Genomic DNA, 20,798 nt, shown 5'->3' on the forward strand with positions numbered 1-20,798 from the left:
GTGCCGGTCGGCACAACCCTTTATAGAGTGTAACGTGGAGATTATCAGTTTTTACCGCGCATGATACCTGCGATTGACTCGTTGATTGCAGTACCGTTGTAGCGGTTGATGTCACCGCCTGTCTCCCAGTAGAAGGGAACACAGCCATTGGTAAGAGCCGCACGGGTGACAATCTCGTTCCAGTAAGCGCGTGAAGCGGCATGCTTTGCATCATCAATGCCGGCATACTTGTCGGCAGTACGGATATTAGAGCCGTACTCACCTACGATAACGGGGAGTCCGTTGGCGACAAACTTGTCATGCAGCTTTTTGAACTGGTCGGCGATATATGCCTCGTTACCGTAAGAGCCGCTGTTGTGGTCGCTGCCTGCAACCAGATTTTCAGAGCCATAATACCACCAGGTCTTGCCCCAGTCAGCATCGTCCTCCATGAGGCAGAACTGATAGGGATCATAGAAGTGAATCTCAACCATCAGACGGTCGGCAACAGGGTCAACCGGCATCACATAAGATGGGTCAAGGGTCATGTCGACATTGGTCTGCGGGCCCTGGACAACGAGTGTGCGGGTAGCGTTGTTACCACCGGTAGCGCGCACTGCGTCGATAAACGCCTGCTCATATTTTGTAAGAGCCTCAAGAGCCGGAGCTGTAATCTGACCGCTCATGCCGGGCTCGTTAAGACCGGCAAAGAGAAGATGCTCGTCAAACGGATTGAACTCGGTGGCAATCTGTGTCCACATGTCGGCAAGCTGCTCGGCGAGTGAAGAGTGATAGCCCTGGTCAAAGGTGTTTTCAATCCAGCCGGTGTCCCAATGGTCGTTAAGCACCACGTAGAGGTCATTGTCGATACACATGCTGACAACCTCCTTTACACGTGCCATCCACGCCGGGTCGATGGTAGTGGTCAAAGAGTCATTGCCCATGACATCCTTGACGGTCATATAATGATTGTACCAGTTGCAGGGAACACGCACAGCGTCAAAGCCCATAGCCTTCACGCCGGCAAGATATGTCTGGCTGATCATCGGGTTGTTCCATGCGGTCTCGCCGCCGGTAGCCTCAAGAGTGTTACCGATATTTACAGCGACACCCATCTTTGCTGCAATCTGGGCGGCAGAGCTTTCCATCGGGAGGTCACCGTAGTTGATTTCATAGTCCGTTACGACACCTTCCTGGTTGACCGCGATGAAACGCGCTGAATTGAACGCGCTGATTGAAATAACACCGCTACGGGGAGCCTGTACATTACCGTCGGCGTCAGTATTGGGCTCGATGGTGAAATTAAGCTTGTAGGTGTTGTTTTCAGCGGCTATAGGCTCGCTTACTATAATCCATGAAGCATCGGCTGAAACTGTGGGACGCACAGTGGCAGTGACATCAATCGACCAGTCCTGTCCTGCGGCAGGCACGGCAAGCTCAGTGGCGGGCACGGTAACCTCGTTTACCACCGTTGTGTCGTCGTCATCGCAGGCGCCCATGGTGAAACCAAGGGCGACTGCCGACGCAGCTAATAATATAGATTTGAATTTTATCATCGTTTAAATGCTTTTATCGTTTAGAACTGAGGAGCCTTGAAGAGATTCTGGATGGTAAAGTCAACTTTCACGCTGTTAGAGAATGCTGCCGCGGGAAGGAGTTCTCCGACAGGAGCACCGAGGGAGGAATTTACCTTCAGAGTCTCATTCCACTGATTGTAGATGGTGAGCTCGTAGTCCACACCGTTGCCGTCGGCAGAGCCGTTAAGCGCGAGAGAAGGATCGACAATAGCCACTGCATTTCCGTCAACGGCAACACCGTCAAGCGAACATTGCATGTCGGGGAAAAGACCGTAGAGTCGGGGGATTCTCACACAAAGCACGCGGGGTCCTGCCTGGAAGCCTTCTGCTACCAACTCGGCAGACCATGAGGTAGGACATGTGAATTCAATCTTATTGTTGTTGATATTCACATTGAAACTCTGAGCGCCTGCGGGAGCATCCCATACACCACCCCAATTTTCGTTCATACCGCCGACAAACGGGGTGAAGGTCGAAGTTTCGCTGACAAAAATGTCAAATTCAATCTTTTCTGTGAAGTTGATAGCCGGTTCAACCTGCATGTTCTGACCGTTGCTGAACGGTGATTCAACAACTACGCCATCGGCAGAACCCTTACCGTACACGTTGAAGAGCTCAAAGCGGTAAGCACCGTTATTTTCGATATCGCCGTAGAACATTTTTGAACCGTCGAAAGCGATTGACTCTCCGTCAAGACGGATATCGGTAACTGTAGCTATCGCACCGGGGAACTTTTCTAACAGTCCGACAATATCAATCAGGAATACCTTAGGATCCTTGAATGAGCCTTCATATACAAGTGTATGCTTGCCAAAGATTTCGTCGGGAAGGATTGATGCAAGTTCTGCACCCCAGATGTCGTTTCCGTCGTTGCCAGCGCAGCTAAACTCAACAGAAAGACCATACTTCTTGCCCTGCGGAATCATGTTGACGCTGACAGTAGCGGGGTCGCTGTCGCGGAAGAAACCGATCTGGAAGCGTTCGCTGTCAAGAGCAAGAATCTTGATATTGGTCTTATAGTCGGCATAGCCTGACATAGCAGCGGGATGAAGGAGGTCGATAGAAGAGGTGATAGTCATGTCAGACTCGTTGACGGTGTAAGTACCTTTAGCCTCTGCGCCATCCTGCATCTTCACGATTATATTGCCATCCTCGGTAAGGGTCATGTAGCCTGAGCAGTCACCGAAAGCCCTTTCATTTGAAGCATCGGCTTCCCAAGCCCATACATCTCCGACAAGGGGCTCCTTGTTGGTAACTGTGCGCCAGCAGTCGTCAGTTCCGTAGAAGTGAACCGGACCGTCAAAGCGGATAGACTTTCCTGCATTATAGTCAATCTCCCAAGTGTTGTAGAGCAACGACTTGTTGAAGGGGACACTGCGGGCGGTAGAAACGGCACGCACTGAGAGAGCCTGATAAACGGGAGCGTTTACCTTTCCTGCTGAAGAAGAAGAGAAGTTGTAGGCTACGGCAAACTTGCTGCCCTCGCCAACGATAGAACCAGTGGCATACATACCGTCGACACCCTCGCCGCTCACCTCATTTACGGTGCGGCTGCCGGCTGCCGGCATGAAAATAGAGTTACCGTTAGGACCGGTGAACTTATAGCCTGAAACGCCATCCTCAAGAGTGATCCACTCCTTGGTACAGTTGTCAAACAGTTCCTTGAAGTCAGCGGCAGAAGGAAGAGTGGCACGACCGCCATAAGCACTGTTAGCCACATCGTAAGCTGTGCGGTAAATATCGGAAGAAGCATAATCGCTTATAACGGTGGTGTTAAGCACACCGTAGATGTCACCGAAACCGAAACGACCGCCAAGCTCTCCTTCGGAATGTGCACCGACATTATACTTAGCCCACTTTACAGAGAGGCCAAGGTCAACAAGGTCGTCATTTACGTCAATGGTTGACTCAGAAGTGGTGAAAGTCACCACTTCTCCATAGATGACACCGGCTCCGAGATCGGCGTAACCGGCATACTTATAGGTAGTAGAGGGCACAAGACCGCTCATGGTGACAACGAAATCTTCGGCATTGACATCAGCGGGAACAATAAGTCCGGCACGTACATCCTCGTCAGCCTCGACAGTGGCGGGGGCGATGACGATACCATAGGTGGTTCCTGCGGGAGCATTAGTTACGGTAGCACCGAGAGTTGCAACCACATCAGATATGTTACCTACCGTCTTTGTCTCGACGGTAGCGTCAGTAGTCGTAAGCGATTTTACCTCACCGGTGAAAGTCACCTTGCCCTGAAGCTTGGCAAAAGCCTGATAGTAGATGGTTGTGCCATCGGCAAGTCCGGTAAGCTCGGCGGTAACCACACCCTCTGCAAGCGAACCGTTGACGCTCTGAGTAAGACTGTTCTCGTCCATACCGTAGTTAAAACCTACGGTATAGGACTGAGGGGAGCTGTTTTCAAGGCCCTTCACGGTAGCGTGGAGGGTTGCGGTAGTTGCGGTCACGTCAGCCGAACCGGTCACTACCGACTGGGCGTCGAGAATCGGGGTGGTGTTGACAGTGATGTCATCATCGTTACAAGCCGTGAAGGCAAGCCCCGCAAACAGCGACAGATAAAGAAATATTTTAGATTTCATAGAAAAATTCTTTATAATTGGTTTATTCGATAGTCATCGAGGTAATCACGGGTGTAACGGCGGTCGGGTCGATGTTTCCGTCCTCATCAAGCGGGCTGGCAACAAGACCTGCCTGCTCGATACAGATAGAAAGACAGCCGGCATCAAAGGTAACAGCACCGGAACCTTTGGTATTGTCATAGACAATGGTAGTCTCACCGCCGGGCGCTGTGTTGACTGCTACAGAACCGTTATTGAAACCGGAACCGTCGGCACCGGGCCATACACCGTCTCCCACATTGTGGCAGAGAAGCGCGCGGGGAGCTGCACCTGCATTCCACTCAACACCGTCAAGCTTTAATGTAATCTTCAATACCTGCTTTTTCTTAACCTTGATAGCGTTGATGTCAACGGGCCATACCTTGTCACCGCCCCATGCGTTGAAGAGCTCAAGACGATAGCAGTTGGCGTTGCCGCTGTCAAGATAAGACTGAGCTTTAAGGGCATCGTTGTCAACATTGATTACGGTAGGTCCGGTCTGTGCGCCGCCTGCGGGCTCGGGGATAAGATTGAGCACGATGTAGCGGTTTACAGTGCCGTTCTGGTCGGTTCCATAAGGAATACCGAGCTGAAGGCCATCGTCCACGTTACAGGTGAATACCTGGAAATCAGTACCGGAAATCTTCACGTTGCCTGCCTGGAGAAGAGTCACCTCATCTTTGAAGATAACCTGGTTGTCGGCAACCGAGAATGACGTGTTAAACTCGTCATTGCTATATCCGGCATAGAAATCGTTGACGATATTGGCTTTAAGGCCGTCGCGGGTAAGGGTAAGTGCGAAATCGCCTTCATATACGGGAAGGTCGATATTACCGTAGAGACCCTGTGACTCCCACTTATTGGCACCTGTACCATTCCACTGAAGGATGTCGTAAGGGGTCTCCTCGTCAAGATGATAAATCACCTCAGCTCCCACATAGGTGGTAGTTGCACCGGGAACGGTGAAGAGAAGAGTCTCAAGGTTTTCATGTTCGGGGAACTCGGGCTTAGCCTCCTCGATTAACTCGGGACCGGTGGGGATAGTGACTGTGCCGTCCTGAACATCGGCGGCAACAAAGTTCCACACGAGCCACCACGGACCTTCAGAGTTGGTACGCATTGTGGCAAACTGTAGCACGTAAGGAGTACACTCGATAATCTTGATGTCCTGAGTATAGTTGTCACATACGCCGTCCATTCCCTGGTTGTGCATTGCAAATGTACCACCGTTGAAAGTGATTGTGGGACGCTTGAGGTCAGAGACATTGAGAGTGAAAGTGCCCTCGACGAGCTCTTCGCCTGAAGCGGTCTTACGCATCTGGGTAAGAGTACAGCCCTTGATGGGGTCGAGACCGAAGATCATGTAAGACTCCATGTAGGGGTCAGTGTCAGGTATAAGCCAGCTCTGGAAACCGGGGTCCCAGTTGGGTGCCCAGTTTTCGCTGCCCAAAAGAAGGTCCTTGTTTTCGACACCGTCATTTTTGACATGGTCGGGGTCAAGATACATCACGGGAGCGGAACCGTAGCCAACACCGTAGCTCTTGTCCATTACGACCCACTTCTTGGGGTTGCCGTTGCCGTTTTCATCCACACCACCGGCGAGGTTGGTCCAGATGGGGTCGGACAACATGGAGAAGTCATTCTGCGGCACATTGAAAGTATAGGGATTACCATAGACGGGACCGGCCTGGGTCATTACGCCGAAAGTAACCTCATAGTCACCTGCAAAGGGGAGGTCGATAGTATAGTCGGAAGACTGGGAACGGCCCTGGGGGGTAACCCACAGGGGAGTCACGCCTTTCATCTTTGACGTGAGGTGGATGACATTGGGATTTTCCGCATCGGGCTTCACCTCGAAGGCTGTACCCTGCACGAGCTGTGAGGGGTCAACGGAAGCGGCATCCAGGCTGTAGTCATCGTCGGAGCAAGCGGAAGCCACGAAGAGCATGCCTGCCGCTGCAAGAAATGAATAAAAACAGTTTAGCTTCATAGTTTTTTCTGGAATTAATTTTCGCAAAATCTAATTGATAGTAAAAGGTTTATGGCTATAAACGATATAAAATGATGGAAGTCATCAGGCGGAGGATGCCGCTCTGAGGTAAGGAACGATTGTATGCTTTCAATGTTCCAAACGCCGCTTCTTGTCCTATATTGCACATAACTGTTTATTTTATAACCTTTTAACTTTTAGATGATTGAATTGCGAGTTAGCGATTATAAGATTAGTACCAGCCTTCGTTCTGTTTGAGAACACCGTTGGAAAGGGTAATCTGGTCTTCGGGAATCTGGTTGAGACCCTTGGTCCTGATAATCTTTTCCTTGTTATAGGTCACTGTGCCCGGCACACCACCGTTAAGCACATCGCCTCCGGAAGCGGCTACAGCGTCGGCAAGAGTCTCCACGCCCTGGCGCAGAAGGTCCCAGTAACGGATACCCTCGAAAGCAAGCTCGCGGGCACGCTCGTCCATGATGTTCTGCTGAGTCAGCGCGAGTGCGGGCAGACCTGCGCGGCTGCGCACTGCGTTAAGATGATTTGCAGCCTGTGCAGAGCCAAGCTCGGCAGCCATAAGAAGCACGTCGGCATAGCGCACGATCACCCAGGGCTGTGCGTTACATTCCTGGAATCCGGCAGTACCGGTAGCGTTGGTGGCGGGCAGTCCGTTGCCAAACACCATCGGGGTATATTTCTTCACGGTGTAGCCTGTATATTCGCGCCAGTCGTTGACAGAGGTCTGCCATCCGTCTATCTTGTCGCAACCCTCAGCCTCAAGGTCGATCACAGAGGCGGTGTAACGGGGGTCGCCGGCGAGATACTTGTCAATGAAAGCGGGAGTGATGTTGCAGGCGCCCCATCCTTTGCCATATCCCTTTTCGGTATCGTTAAGGTTACGCATACCCATCATCACAAGCCAGCGGTTAGAGTCATTGTTGCCGTCATAGTCCTGGGTCGGGGTGAAGTTCTGGGCAAGAATCACCTCAGAGTTGGCGTCGCCGGCATAGGTAGATGAAGAAGACCATCCAAGCTCCCCGGGTATCGGGTCGAGGGAAGCGGCGGGCCAGAGATTCTTGAAGTTGCTTACAAGCGAGTAGTTGCCGCTTGAGATAACATCCTCGACTGCGGCAAGAGCCTCAGCCTTGGTGCAGGTACCGGTTGTCTCGCCTGCCTCATTGGTGAAGCCGAGTTCTTTTCCGTAGTAACCGGTATAGTATAAGTACACGCGTGCGAGAAGAGCCTCGGCGGCATACTTGGTGATACGTCCGAAATTGTCAGTGCCGAGATTGGCATTGGCGGGGATATTGGCTATCGCATACTTCAGGTCGTCGACGATGAGGGCATAAACCTCGGCGGGGTCAGCCTGAGCGCGGTTCTCTTCCGACGGAGCGGTAAACAAGGGGATGTTACCCCACATGCGCACCATGTCGAAGTAAAGCAGCGCGCGAAGAGCGTGAGCCTCACCCATGTAGAGACCCTCGTTGGCGGGATTGCTCCAGGTGTAGGTGTGGGTCAGCATCTCGTTGCAGCGGTAAACACCTGCGTAATATACCTTCCAGTTGGTAGAGAAATACTGAAGGTCGGAGGGAGACTGCGACTGGTCAAACTGGTCGAGCATCTGGAATCCGCGACCGTCACCGTTACCTGTCGAACCGTAGCACTCGTCGCTCATGACGGTTGCCTGGAGATAGATATTGGCGCTACCGGGGTTGGAAGAAATCTGACGCCATCCGTCATAGCATCCGATAAGCGCACGCCAGGCGTCGCCCTCGGTCTTGTAGAAGTTGCCGGTGGTGGACTCGGTCTTTGACGAGACGTCAAGGAAGCTTTCGGAACAAGACCCGAGGCTGAGTGCCGTAATCACCACGCCGGCTGTCAATATGTTGGATTTGAATCTTTTCATTGTCTATTCAAAGTTTTGTAATTTTTCAATCTTAGAATGCAAGGTTAACACCGATCAGGAATGTGCGGGGACGCGGATAGTAACCGAGGTCTACACCCGACACCCAGCTCTGGGTACCGTAACCGATTTCGGGGTCCATACCGTCATACTTGGTGAAAGTAAGGAGGTTCTGAGCCTGGAAATAGAGGCGGCACTGGCTGCACCACTTCTGGTTCATCAACGGCGCGAAGTCGTAACCGAGAGTAACGTTGCTGATGCGGAGGAAGTCGCCGTCCTGGATATAAAGGTCGCTGAACTGCCAGTTGATATTGGTGTTGGTCACGCGGGGTATCTTGTTGGATGTGCCCTCGCCTGTCCAGCGGTCAAGGATGCGCTTGGTGTAGTTGGCTTTCTGGTTTACCTGGTTGCGGTAGCTCTGTACAAGCTTGTTGCCGGCAACTCCGGTAGCAACGATTCCGAGGTCGAAGTTTTTCCAGTAAAGGTTGATGTTGAAGCCATAAGTGAATTTCGGCATACCGTTACCGAGATTTGTCTTGTCGTTGGCATCGATCACGCCGTCATGATTAACATCGACATAGATTACATCACCGGGGCGCGGAGACTCCTGAAGCACACCGTTGCCGGCTGCGATCCAGTCGTTGATCTGCTGCTCGTTCTGGAAGATACCGGCGGTCTTGTAGCCCCAGAAGTAACCGATGGGCTGACCGTTTTCGGCACGGTAGAATTCAGCTGAGTTGTCATAAAGCTCATTAGAGTTACCGTGGATGATACCGTCCTCTGTGGGGATAGAGCCTACTTTGTTCTTGTTCCATGCGCCGTTTACGCCGATGCTGTAAGAGAAGTCTTTTCCTATTACATCATTCCAGGTGACGTTAAACTCGATACCGGTGTTTTTCACGCTACCGCCGTTGATGAAGGGAGCGTCAGTACCGGCAGTGGCGAGCACGGGAGCCACAACGAGCCAGTCTTTGGTATTCTTTATGTAGTAGTCGAAGTTAACGGCAAGACGGTTGTTGAGGAAACGTGCGTCAAAACCGAAGTCGGTCTGTTCCGAGGTCTCCCAAGAGAGGTCGTAGTTGCCGAGACGGCTGGGATATGCACCCCAGTTGTTGCCGAGCACTGTGTCGTAACCTCCGTTGTAGACACCGTTGGGTCCGAGATATTCACCGAAGAAGTAGTGGGTGTTCTGAGTCTTGATAGGAGCGAGGAACTGATAGGGGTCGATGCTCTGGTTACCTACGCGACCCCAGCTTGCACGGATTTTGAGGAAGTCAAGCCATCCGCGGGTAGATTCCATGAACGACTCGCTTGAGAGGTTCCATCCTGCCGATACAGAGGGGAACCATCCGAAACGGTGACCGCGGGCGAAGTTGGAGGAACCGTCGCAGCGGAGAGTGAAGTTAATCATGTATTTTTCCGCCCAGTTCCAGCCGAGACGACCGAAGTAGCTGACGCGGCGGGTCTCATTTTTAGGATAGCCGGAAGCGCTGAGACCGTCGCCGGTAGAAGCGGCTGTACCGTTGCTGATCCACGCATAAGGCCATGTGTCAAATCCTTCTTTCAGGTAAGCCTGGTTGGCACCAAGGTAAGTACCTGCATAGCGGTAAGCCTCCATACCGATAAGGGCGTTGAAAGCGTGATCCTTGATGTTCCAGTCATAAGAAGCGGTGTTGGTCCATGTCATATCAAGGTCATGGTTCATGTTTTGTGACACACGGGTCTGGGAAAGGTTCTGGCTGTAGGGCGAGAACTGATAGAGCGGAGTGTAGCTGCGGTATTCAGCTGAAGAGTAGCCGATACCGTACACTGTGCGTATGCGGAGGTTCTTGATAGGCTCGACCTGAGCGTACACGTTGGCGTTGAAGCGGGCCACCTTGTTTTTATTATTGGTGTTGGTCATCATCGCTCCGTAGGGGTTACCCTCGGTAGTGTACCAGTCAGAGTCGGAGGTGTCGTTGTAGGGTGAGCCGAATTTGCCGTTGTCGCTGTAGACGGGGGCAAGCGGAGTCATGTCAAACGCACCGCGAAGAGAGTTGTTGTACTGGTTGCCGACACCGATACCCACACTCTTTGTATAAGAGAAAGATGCCTGCTCGCCTACGGTCACGATGCCGTCGAAGAGCTTGTGGTCGGAGTTTATACGGAAGTTATAGCGAGAATAGTTGGACACATCCTTACCGCCGACGATACCTTCCTGGTCGATATAGCCGAGTGAAAGAGCGTAGGTGCTGTTTGCCGAACCGCCGGTCACACCGAGGTTGTAGCTCTGAGTGGTGGCGTTGTCCTTGAACATGGTGTCAATCCAGTCAGTGTCGATGACGCCTGTCGGCTGACCGTCGGCACCATAGTTCCAGATGCTCTTGAAGCTGCCCCAGTCATAGGGAGCGGCGCCTGAGTTGAGCATTGACTCATCCTGGATGGTCATATATTCATAGGCGTTGAGCATCTCCATCTTCTTTGCAGCGCTCTGCCATCCGAAATAGCCGTCAAAGGTCACCTTGGCGCGACCTTCCTTACCCTGCTTGGTGGTGACGAGCACAACACCGTTGGCAGCCTGCGCACCATAGATAGCGGCAGAGGCGGCATCTTTCAGCACGTCGATTGACTCGATGTCGGAGGGATTGAGGGTGTTGATGTCGCCGGGCATTCCGTCAATAAGGTAAAGCGGAGATGAATTTCCGGTTGTTCCGAGACCACGCACAGTCACTTTCATGCCTTCACCGGGCTGACCGGAACTTGAAGCGATATTAACACCGGGGAGCTGTCCCTGCATTGCCTGAAGAGGGCTGGTGGTGTTCATCTTCGCGATGTCATCACCCTTGATCTGGGCGGTGGCTCCGGTGACAAGCTTTTTCTTCTGCACGCCGTAACCGATCACTACCACCTCGTCAAGCACCTCGGCATTTTCAGAGAGAGCCACGTCAAGGCTCGAACTTGTGACGGTAATCTCACGCGGAGTCATTCCTACGTAAGAAAACACGAGGGTCTGTCCCTTGTCAGCCTTGATAGTGTAATTGCCGTCAATGTCGGTACTGGTACCGGCTGCGGTACCCTTGACCTGCACAGTCACGCCGATGAGAGGTTCACCGTCGGATGCAGAAGTCACTGTACCGGCCACAGTCAAAGTCTCGGCGCTTATGAAGCCGACACTTGCCAACAGGCACAATGTCACCAATGCCGCACGGAAGAAACGCGACTCCCGGCAATGTTCCATTAGTTTTTTTCCCATTGAAAAATGAATTAAAGTGTTAGAATTAAAGTTTGTTTTAGGTTTGACTTATTCAGACTTAAAAAAGGCTAAATTTTTCAATCGTAAAAGTAGGTTAATTCGATTTAAAAGACTTTATAAAATGTGTTGTGAATGGGTATATTTAGCACAAGAAAGTGGTTAAAATGTTACATGAACATGTATAAAATGTTTACTTAACATTAAAATGTGTTATATAGCATGATTTTAACAGTGGTAAAATTGCAAAAATTGCACTAATTTTGGGTAAAATAATATCTGACATAGCACAGCTTATAATATTTTATGAAAACTCTTGAGTTATTAACATTATTCCTGCTGCTCCTTATAACTGATGCCAACGCCGCAAGCCTCCGCTTCAAGCACATAGAAGCAACCGACGGGCTCTCGGACAACAAAATCAACACAATCCTGAAAGACCGCGACGGATTTGTGTGGATAGCCACCGTGTCGGGGCTAAACCGATATGACGGTTACGACATCAAAATATACCGCCACGAGACAGGCGACTCGACTTCCATCATCGACAACTTTGTAGACGACATCGTGCAGGCCGCCGACGGCAAGCTATGGATTCATGCCGGCGGACGTTACATAATATATGACCCGGAGACCGACGCTTTTGACAACCATCCCGAGAAGACGTTCTCCGGAATGGGGATAAGCGAAAACCCCGACAAGATAGTGTCGGACAGCGAGGGAGAATGGATATATGTAAGTTCGGAAGGCCTGTTCCGTCACTCCGGCGGCAGGACAACAAGACTTACCGGCGTAACAGCGGGCAACAGCGAAGTGACCGACATATGCCCGCTCAACGACAGCATACACACGGCAATCATCGACAACAACGGATTAATAACCATTGTCGACAGCACCGGGGAGGTGACACGACGCGACAAGACGCTTGCCGACATCACCGAAAGCCACACAAAATTCTGGCTCTTCGCCGACCGCGAAGGGCTCCTTTGGGTCTACGGGGACAACGGAGTGTGGGTCCTTGACACGCACTCCGGAGGATGGATCCATCCTCCGCTGCCTGCCGGAATCACACCGGGGTCACTACGCGCAATCGCCCAGGACGACACCGGCAGAATATGGCTCGGACTTGACAACGAAGGCGTCGCAGTTATCGATAAAAGCGGGTCGGAAATGAGAGTGGTCAACAATCCCAACGATATATATTCGCTCGGCAACAACTCCGTGACATCGCTCTTTGCCGACAACAAGGGCACAATGTGGGTAGGCACACAGAAGAAAGGTGTGTCGGTCTATAGTGACAGCGAGTTTAAGTTTGACCTCGAAGCGATGCCCGACGTCAACTGCATCGTCGAGGCGTCACAGCCCGGGGAGTTCTGGATAGGCACCGACAATAACGGGCTGATGCTCTGGAACAGGAAGACCGGCTCACTGAAAGCAGTGCTCGACCCTGCCGACAAAGATCATCCCCACGCGATAGCCACAATAACCAAGGCTGCCGACGGCTCACTCTGGATAGGCACTTTCAACAACGGTCTTGTCCATTATGCCGGTGGAGTGTTCACCCACTACAACACCGCCACAGGGCTGCCCAACAACAATGTGTGGTCAATCATGGAAAATCCCGACGGTTCGCTCTGGATAGGCACCCTCGGTGGAGGACTGACACTGATGAACCCGTCGACACGCTCATTCACCACCTATAACGCAAGCAACTCGGAGCTGCCCGGCGACTTCGTGATGACAATGGCAAAGGGAAGCGACGGAAAGCTCTATGCAGGAACCTCCAGCGGCCTTGCAACCCTCGACCCGGTGACCAATAAAATCACGGAGACAAAGGGCACCCGCGACAATGGCACCCAGCTCGAAAACAGGACCATAGGGCAACTCTTTACCGACAGCCGCGGGCTACTGTGGATAGGCACACGTGACGGACTGTGTGTTTACGACCTCAAACATGACAAAATCTACGAAGTGCCCCTTCTCCCCGACTTGTCACGCCCTTACATACTCGGCATGATAGAAGACTCGGCGCGCAACCTCTGGGTAGCTGTAGACGGAAGCATAATAAACGTGACCGTGGCCCCCGACATAAACGCTTCAGGCTACAGCTTCACGCCACGCGTATATTCCGGCAAGGACGGTCTTCAGAACAGCACCTTCAACCAGCGGTCAATGGCGAGGCTCGATAACGGCGACATAGTCGTGGGAGGACTTTACGGACTCAACGTCGTGTCACCGGGAAGCATCCGCTACAACCTGTCACGACCCAAGGTCATCTTCACCGACCTCATCCTGCAAGGGGGAGAGCCCGTAAGACCGGGCAAGGAATATGACGGGCATGTCGTACTGTCAAAGACCCTCGACCACACCGCCAAAGTCACCCTGTCATACCGCCAGAACAGCTTCACCATATACTTCGCCACCGACAACTATATCCTCCCGGAACACACTACATATTATTACAAGCTCGAAGGGTTCAGCGACGAGTGGCTTGAGTGTCCGGCAGGAATGCACCATGTCACCTACACCAACCTCAGCCCCGGCGACTACCGACTGATAATAAAGGCAGTCAACAGCGACGGCGTGGAAGGCGACGCAGAGCGGTCGCTTGACATAGTGATTACGCCTCCGGTATGGGGCACAGTGTGGGCAAAAATCATCTATGTGATTCTCGCCATAGCACTGATAACCCTCCTGTGCATAGGATTCAAGCGTCAGGAGCGCCGCCGTTACGTAAAACGCCAGCAGGAGGAGTCGGCACGCAAGCAGGAGGAGCTTAACCAAATGAAATTCAAGTTTTTCACCAACGTAAGCCACGAACTGCGCACTCCCCTCACCCTCATCCTGTCGCCCCTTGAATCCATGATGCGCGACAACACCGACGAACGCACGGCAAAGCGCCTTGACACGATACACGCCAATGCGTCCCGACTGCTGTATCTCGTCAACCAGCTCCTCGACTTCCGTAAAAATGAAGTAGCCGGACTCACCTTCAACGGCTCGACCGGCGACGCAATCGGATTCCTGCGCAGCGCGTTCAACTCATTTGCCGACATGGCGGAGAAAAAAGATATAGAGCTGTCGTTCAGGACCAACATCGACCGCCTTGACATGCTCTTTGACGCCGACAAGCTCGGCAAGGTGATAACCAACCTGCTCTCCAACGCCATGAAGTTCACCCCCTCGGGAGGAAGCATCGACGTGACGACAGAGCTTGTCGGACAGATGCTGAGAGTGAAAGTGATCGACACAGGATGCGGCGTGCCCGACAACGAAAAGACCCACGTGTTTGAACGCTTCTACCAGGGAGGCGGCAACAAGGGCAGCGAAAGCGGCTCAGGCATAGGGCTCAGCCTCGTCAAGGAATACATAAGGCTCCACGAGGGCGACGTGTGGGTACAGGACACCCCCGGCGGAGGCTCTACATTCATCGTCGACATCCCCGTAAGGCAAGGCGCGGCTACAGCGTCACAGCAGTCCGCCGACACCACGGCAGGAACCGAAAGCGCAGCCAACTTGCCTACCCCCACCTCAGAACGCCCCACCGCACTCCTTGTCGACGACAACCATGACTTGCTTGAGTTCATGCGCGACGAGCTCAGCACCGATTTCAACATACTCACCGCCGCCGACGGCAAAGACGCGCTCAAAACACTCTCCGAACGCAAAATCGACATCATCGTAACCGACCTGATGATGCCTCATATCGACGGCATAGAGCTTTGTCGACGGCTGAAAACCGACCCCCGCACACTCGACATCCCCGTTATCGTTGTGACCGCAAAACAGGATGTACGTTCAGTTGTCGAAGGACTCACGGTAGGAGCCGACGACTATGTGACAAAACCGTTCAACAACGAGGTGCTGCGGCTGAAGATGAAACATCTCGTGGCGTTACGGCGCAAAGGCGCGACACGCAGCCCGCTCGTGCCCGAACCGGAGAAAGTCAAAATCACCTCGCTCGACGAGAAACTGATAGAGCGCGCTGTAAAATATGTCGAAGACAACATTTCCCGAAGCGACCTCTCCGTAGAGGAACTGAGCAAGGCCCTCGGCATGAGCCGCGTCCACCTCTACAAAAAGATACTCCACATCACCGGAAAGACCCCCATCGAGTTTATCCGCATCCTGAGGCTCAAACGCGCCACCCAGTATCTCCGCGAAAGCCAGCTGAATGTATCGGAGATAGCCTATCAGTTAGGCTTCAACAACCCGAAATATTTCAGCAAATACTTCCAGGAAGAATTTGGGATATCACCGTCAGAATACCAGAAGCGGGAAGGCATATAACATTTTATACCCACAGGAAAAACAATTTAATCGCCGTCTAATCATTTTTTACGGCAACAATCAACATATCAGCCACTCGTCTACGCAATCAGTTGTGTAACTTTGTAGATACAAACCAACAATCACGAACCCTTAAATATGAAATCAAGACATTTAACCTTTACACTCGCGTCAGCGCTTCTGGTGACATCGTGCGCCACGCGCCCTTACGAGAAGTCTGATACCGGAGTGACAGTCAACGTCAGGGATGTCAACGAAAACGGCACACGCCTTGTCAGGCTGCAGGTGCTGGGCGACAAACTGATACGCGTATCCGCCACCCCCGACAAAAAATTTGCCGACAATCCCAGTCTGGTTGTCGTGGAGCAGAAATCAACCCCTCGCTTTGAAGTAGTCGAGACCGACTCGTCGGTACAGGTCGTGACCTCACAGCTCACAGCCGATGTACTGCTGGCGTCGGGCGACGTAAAATTCTTCGATAGCGAAGGCAAGCTCATCCTTGCCGAAGACAACGGTGGAAGAAGCTTCACCCCGATTGAGGTAGAGGGCAAGAAAGCCTATACTGTAAGACAGCTCTTTGAATCGGTCAACGACGAGGAAGGCATCTACGGACTCGGACAGCATCAGGCCGACGAGTGGAACTATAAAGGAAAAAACGAGGAACTTTTCCAGTATAACACCAAAGTGTCGGTGCCATTTGTGGTATCGACCGACAATTACGGAATCCTCTGGGACAGCTACTCCCTGTGCCGCTGGGGCAATCCCGCCGACTACAAGCAGCTCGGCGGAGTGTTCAAGCTCTACGATAAAGACGGAAAGGAAGGCGCGCTCACCGGAACCTACGTGCCGGCTCAGGGAGAGACTCTCGTGCAGCGTGAGGACTCGATCTATTTCGAGCATCTCATACGCGGCGACCTCGCCCATGTCGTGAATCTGCCTCAGGACTTCAACTTCGCGGGCGCTCATGTCACCTATGAAGGCTCTATCGAAGCCGACGAGACCGGGCTTTACCGCTTCATCCTCTATTACTCAGGCTACCAGAAAGTCTATCTGGACAATGAGCTTATTGTCCCGGAGCGCTGGCGCACAGCCTGGAACCCCAACAGCTTCAAATTCTCGGCAGAACTTGAGGCGGGACGCCGCATCCCCATCAAAATCGAGTGGGAACCCGATGGTTCTGTAGCCTACTGCGGACTTCGCGTCTACAGCCCGACCGACGCCGACGAACAGCTGAAGATGAGCTGGTGGGGCGAGATGCAGGAGCAGATCGACTACTACTTCGTGTATGGCGACTCAATGGACGATGTTATCAGCGGTTACCGCACCCTTACCGGCAAGGCTCCGATCATGCCGAAATGGGCTATGGGCTACTGGCAGAGCCGCGAGAAATACAACACCCAGGAAGAAGTGCTTTCGACCTTTACCGAATTCCGCAAACGCAATATCCCTATCGACAACATCGTAATCGACTGGCTCCACTGGAAAGAAGATTCATGGGGAAGCCATGAGTTTGACCCCGTCCGTTTCCCCGACCCCAAAGGCATGGTTGACTCCATCCACGACATGGACGGAAGGGTCATGATATCGGTATGGCCGAAATTCTACGTGACCACCGACCATTACAAGGAATTTGACGAAAAAGGCTGGATGTACAAGCTGCCCGTCACCGACAGCATCCGTGACTGGGTGGGACCCGGCTACCTCAGCTCATTCTACGACGCTTACGACCCCGAGGCACGCAAGCTCTTCTGGCAGCAGATGTATGAGCACTACTATCCCCTCGGCATCGACGCATGGTGGATGGACGCCTCCGAGCCCAACATCCGCGACTGCACTGACATCCAGTATCGTAAGGACCTCATCACACCCACAGCGCTTGGACCGTCGACCGAATATTTCAACGCTTACGCCCTCATGAATGCAGAAGCAATCTACGACGGACAGCGTGGCGTAGATCCCGACAAGCGCGTGTTCCTACTCACCAGAAGCGGATTTGCAGGCGAACAGCGCTACTCTACAGCTACATGGAGCGGCGACATCGCGACTCGCTGGGAAGACATGGCGGCACAGATTTCAGCCGGACTTAACTTCGCGATGAGCGGAGTGCCCTACTGGACAATGGACATCGGCGGATTCTGCGTTGAAAACCGCTACGTGAAGGCACAGCAGGAATTTAACAAGACAGGCAAGGAAAACGCCGACCTCAAGGAATGGCGTGAGCTCAACACACGCTGGTATCAGTTTGGAGCATTCGCACCGCTATTCCGCGCCCACGGACAGTGGCCTTTCCGCGAAGTGTTCAACATCGCGCCTGAAAGCCATCCCGCCTACAAGTCCATCCTCTATTACACCAAGCTCCGCTACAACCTGATGCCCTACATCTACTCTCTCGCGGGCATGACCTATTACAATGATTATACAATCATGCGCCCGCTCGTGATGGACTTCCCAGCCGACAAGAACGTGCGCGACATCAAGGATGAGTATATGTTTGGTCCCGACCTGCTTGTGGCACCCGTCTACACTTACGGAGCCCGCAGCCGCAAGGTTTACTTCCCCGCAACAGAAGGATGGTATGACTTCTACACCGGCAAGTTCATCGCAGGCGGTCAGACTCTTGACATAGCGGCTCCCTATGAGCGCATGCCGCTCTTCGTGCGTGCCGGCTCAATCCTGCCTGTTGGCGGTGACATACAGTCCACAGCCGAAGTGTCGGCAGAGCCCGTCACCCTCTTTGTGGCAGCAGGTGCCGACGGCAGCTTCACCCTTTACGATGACGAAGGCATCAACTACAACTACGAGAAGGGCATGAAGTCGACCATAAGCCTGAGCTACGACAACGCTACCTCAACGCTTACTATCGGCAACCGCGAGGGCGAATACCCCGGAATGTCGCAATCACGCAAATTCAATATAGTCAAGGTTGACCCGACCCATCCCGTGGCATTTGACAAGAAAGCCACCGGCAAGATGGTCGACTATACAGGTAAAGAGATTAAAATAACCCTTGACTGAGTATAATTTCTTTGTAAAAAAGATTTTTGGGTTATAAACAGCGGGCGGCTCGTGATGAGCCGCCCGCTTTGCGTTCCGACAAGCCGCGGCATTGCTTACATGAGGGCGAACTCTCACTTCCCCCTAAATTGCTTGCACAGGTGTCTGTACAGAGTGTTATCGCGTAGCCGCGGGGGGACATCGCGTAGATGCCGGGGGACATCGCGTAGCCGCGGGGGGACATCGCGTAGCTGTAGGGGCGAGTGGAAGCTCGCCCGAAATATACGGATACAAAAAGAGAATGTGCCAGAATTACTTCTGACACACTCTCCCACTTTTATAGAATATGGAATAATGGATTTACTTCACGAGCACCTTGGTTGTCACAGTCTTGCCCTCGGCTTCATATTTTACCACATATACACCTGCCGGCACTGACACTGAGCCATAGCTTCCGCGGATAGCGCCTACAGTCTTGCCGTCAATGCTGTAAACCACGGCGTTGTCATAGTCGCCTTCCATGCGGATTCCGCCGTCGACAGCGACTATCGACACCTTCTCGCGGGTCATGACATCCACTGCGGTCACTGCGGGAGAGTCAGTGTTAAACTTAAAGTAGGAAAGCTCTGTAGTCGGAGCCTCATCCCAGCCGATAGCCATTATATAATAGTCTCTGCCTTCAATAATTTCAGGCATTATGATTCTTGAATATCCGTCGGCAAACATGGAATAGCCCATAAACTGGTAAAACAGGTAATCATCTACCTCGTCATTTTCCATGTAATAGTCGAGAACCTTGGTTTCTGCATATTTAAAAGCAAACTGTTCTCCCTCGACAGAAGGCAAAATATCTACGGCAACAGTATATTTCTTTCTGGTGTCTGTAGAGTTCTTTTCATCAAGCTCGACGCTATATACCTCAAACTCAAATGTCATATCAGACTTATTGCACTCCTTGGTCTTGAACTCGACGAAAAATATATCGGTTATTCGCTCGCAGTCTTCATTAAGACCGTAGGCATACAGAACCATGTCAGTGCCCCAGCGCAGTTCAGGTCGGCTATCCTCATCCATATCAGCTGTGTGACTGTCGATTGTGCCCTGAAGCAGATTAGGTCTCATCAATTCCTGCCATGTGTACTGACCATTGTAAAGCGATGCGACATACTCCCACCATCCTTGTTCGATTTCAACATCCACTACCTCAATTCCGCCATGATTCTCAATAACTTCGGGTGTTGTTATATGCCATGCGAAGAGCATGTCCTCTGTAGGAGGCACAATCTTGATGTGGGCATTGGTCTGGGTTATGTCAGTCACTTCGATGGTGAACACCGGCTTCTCAGGCTGCATCTCCACAGTCTTGTATTCGGTCATGTCGGGCGCAGTTGTCGGGGCGCCGTCTTCAGCACCTACTGTAACGACACAGAAATCACGGTCGGCACGCTGCTTCGTAAACGTCACAGTCTGCTCTCCCGAATATGTCTTTCCATAAGGCATAACCTGATCTTTCAAAAACTCAGTCTCACCCGCCGACCCCGGGGTAAGGTCATAATGGTCAAGCAGTCTCTTCTCAAGAGCGTGGACGAGATAGGGGTCATCGTTTGACGGAGTTATCTTAACGGTGGTTGTCATGTAATATTTGCCGTCAGGCTCTATCGACACCACCTTCACGTCAAATGTATTTTCCGACACCTTCGGGTCAATGGTCTTGAACGACTTTGTCGTAAGCGGAACAGTCACCTCGCCTTCGCGATTCATGCCAAAGGCATATACCACATATTCCGCACCGCCCCATTCAAGCATGTCATATTCTTCTGATACTATAGCCTCATTCTCCCCTGAAATAAGAGAATATGACATCATGTCCTGCCACGTAGTATCATCGTAATATGACGCATTACGCTCCCACGACGCTATATGATTGGCAATGATATTGTCAGAGCCGATTTCGTCAAAATCCGCCCTGGGGCGCATATTCCAATAATAGCTGAACGTGTCATCGGAGGGTGTCACCGTGACAACGGCGTCAGTACATGTGATATTGCTCACATTGATTTCAAGAGACTTCTCCTGCGCCTCCATTGAAATCATTCCGGAGACAGCGACCATAGCCGCAATCGCCTTGACTTTCCGAGTAAAATAAACCATAACTTAACTTTTTTATGTAATGAAATGTGATATCTCAAGCATGAACTAAAGCTCATTCACAAAAATAGATATA

8 protein-coding genes are annotated in these 20,798 nt (G+C 52.1%); 2 read left to right on the plus strand and 6 right to left on the minus strand.

The genetic code is table 11. The annotated features are described in order from the left end of the window. Positions 1–44: 44 nt before the first annotated feature. The 5 genes from E4T81_RS07545 to E4T81_RS07565 all read right to left on the minus strand — a co-directional run bounded on the left by E4T81_RS07545 (position 45) and on the right by E4T81_RS07565 (position 11,293). On the minus strand, positions 45–1,535 hold the full coding sequence (locus E4T81_RS07545; RefSeq protein WP_135043012.1) for a cellulase family glycosylhydrolase: 1,491 nt from the start codon (positions 1,533–1,535) through the stop codon (positions 45–47). A gap of 20 nt (positions 1,536–1,555) precedes the next feature. Continuing rightward, positions 1,556–4,150 (minus strand): hypothetical protein, encoded by a 2,595-nt coding sequence (locus tag E4T81_RS07550; RefSeq protein WP_135043014.1) that lies wholly within the window; start codon positions 4,148–4,150, stop codon positions 1,556–1,558. Between the two features lie 22 nt (positions 4,151–4,172). Further along, positions 4,173–6,158, minus strand: coding sequence for a hypothetical protein (locus E4T81_RS07555; protein WP_135043016.1), 1,986 nt, complete (start codon positions 6,156–6,158; stop codon positions 4,173–4,175). 232 nt (positions 6,159–6,390) lie between these two features. Then, the gene (locus tag E4T81_RS07560) at positions 6,391–8,064 is read right to left on the minus strand and encodes a RagB/SusD family nutrient uptake outer membrane protein (protein WP_135043018.1); all 1,674 of its coding nucleotides are present in this window, start codon (positions 8,062–8,064) and stop codon (positions 6,391–6,393) included. A 31-nt stretch (positions 8,065–8,095) separates the two neighbouring features. After that, a complete protein-coding gene (locus E4T81_RS07565; protein ID WP_135043020.1) occupies positions 8,096–11,293 on the minus strand; it encodes a TonB-dependent receptor in 3,198 nt (1,065 codons plus the stop codon). A gap of 303 nt (positions 11,294–11,596) precedes the next feature. Between E4T81_RS07565 and E4T81_RS07570 the strand changes: the two genes are divergently transcribed. Both E4T81_RS07570 and E4T81_RS07575 read left to right on the plus strand, forming a co-directional pair. Beyond that, positions 11,597–15,580 carry a two-component regulator propeller domain-containing protein gene (locus E4T81_RS07570; RefSeq protein WP_135043022.1) on the plus strand — a complete coding sequence of 1,328 codons (3,984 nt, stop codon included), beginning with the start codon at positions 11,597–11,599 and terminating at the stop codon, positions 15,578–15,580. A 138-nt stretch (positions 15,581–15,718) separates the two neighbouring features. After that, the gene (locus tag E4T81_RS07575) at positions 15,719–18,595 is read left to right on the plus strand and encodes a TIM-barrel domain-containing protein (protein ID WP_135043024.1); all 2,877 of its coding nucleotides are present in this window, start codon (positions 15,719–15,721) and stop codon (positions 18,593–18,595) included. A 339-nt stretch (positions 18,596–18,934) separates the two neighbouring features. On the opposite strand, the gene E4T81_RS07580 is transcribed toward E4T81_RS07575, so the two are convergent. Continuing rightward, the gene (locus tag E4T81_RS07580) at positions 18,935–20,725 is read right to left on the minus strand and encodes a T9SS type A sorting domain-containing protein (protein ID WP_135043026.1); all 1,791 of its coding nucleotides are present in this window, start codon (positions 20,723–20,725) and stop codon (positions 18,935–18,937) included. Positions 20,726–20,798: the final 73 nt, after the last annotated feature.

It is taken from the genome of Barnesiella sp. WM24, assembly GCF_004570975.1.
GTDB lineage: Bacteria > Bacteroidota > Bacteroidia > Bacteroidales > Muribaculaceae > Muribaculum.

Excerpts from the sequence above, each read along its gene's own strand:
- E4T81_RS07545 (WP_135043012.1), bottom strand. The coding sequence starts at position 1,535 with ATGATAAAATTCAAATCTATATTATTAGCTGCGTCGGCAGTCGCCCTT.
- E4T81_RS07550 (WP_135043014.1), bottom strand. The coding sequence starts at position 4,150 with ATGAAATCTAAAATATTTCTTTATCTGTCGCTGTTTGCGGGGCTTGCC.
- E4T81_RS07555 (WP_135043016.1), bottom strand. The coding sequence starts at position 6,158 with ATGAAGCTAAACTGTTTTTATTCATTTCTTGCAGCGGCAGGCATGCTC.
- E4T81_RS07560 (WP_135043018.1), bottom strand. The coding sequence starts at position 8,064 with ATGAAAAGATTCAAATCCAACATATTGACAGCCGGCGTGGTGATTACG.
- E4T81_RS07565 (WP_135043020.1), bottom strand. The coding sequence starts at position 11,293 with ATGGGAAAAAAACTAATGGAACATTGCCGGGAGTCGCGTTTCTTCCGT.
- E4T81_RS07570 (WP_135043022.1), top strand. The coding sequence starts at position 11,597 with ATGAAAACTCTTGAGTTATTAACATTATTCCTGCTGCTCCTTATAACT.
- E4T81_RS07575 (WP_135043024.1), top strand. The coding sequence starts at position 15,719 with ATGAAATCAAGACATTTAACCTTTACACTCGCGTCAGCGCTTCTGGTG.
- E4T81_RS07580 (WP_135043026.1), bottom strand. The coding sequence starts at position 20,725 with ATGGTTTATTTTACTCGGAAAGTCAAGGCGATTGCGGCTATGGTCGCT.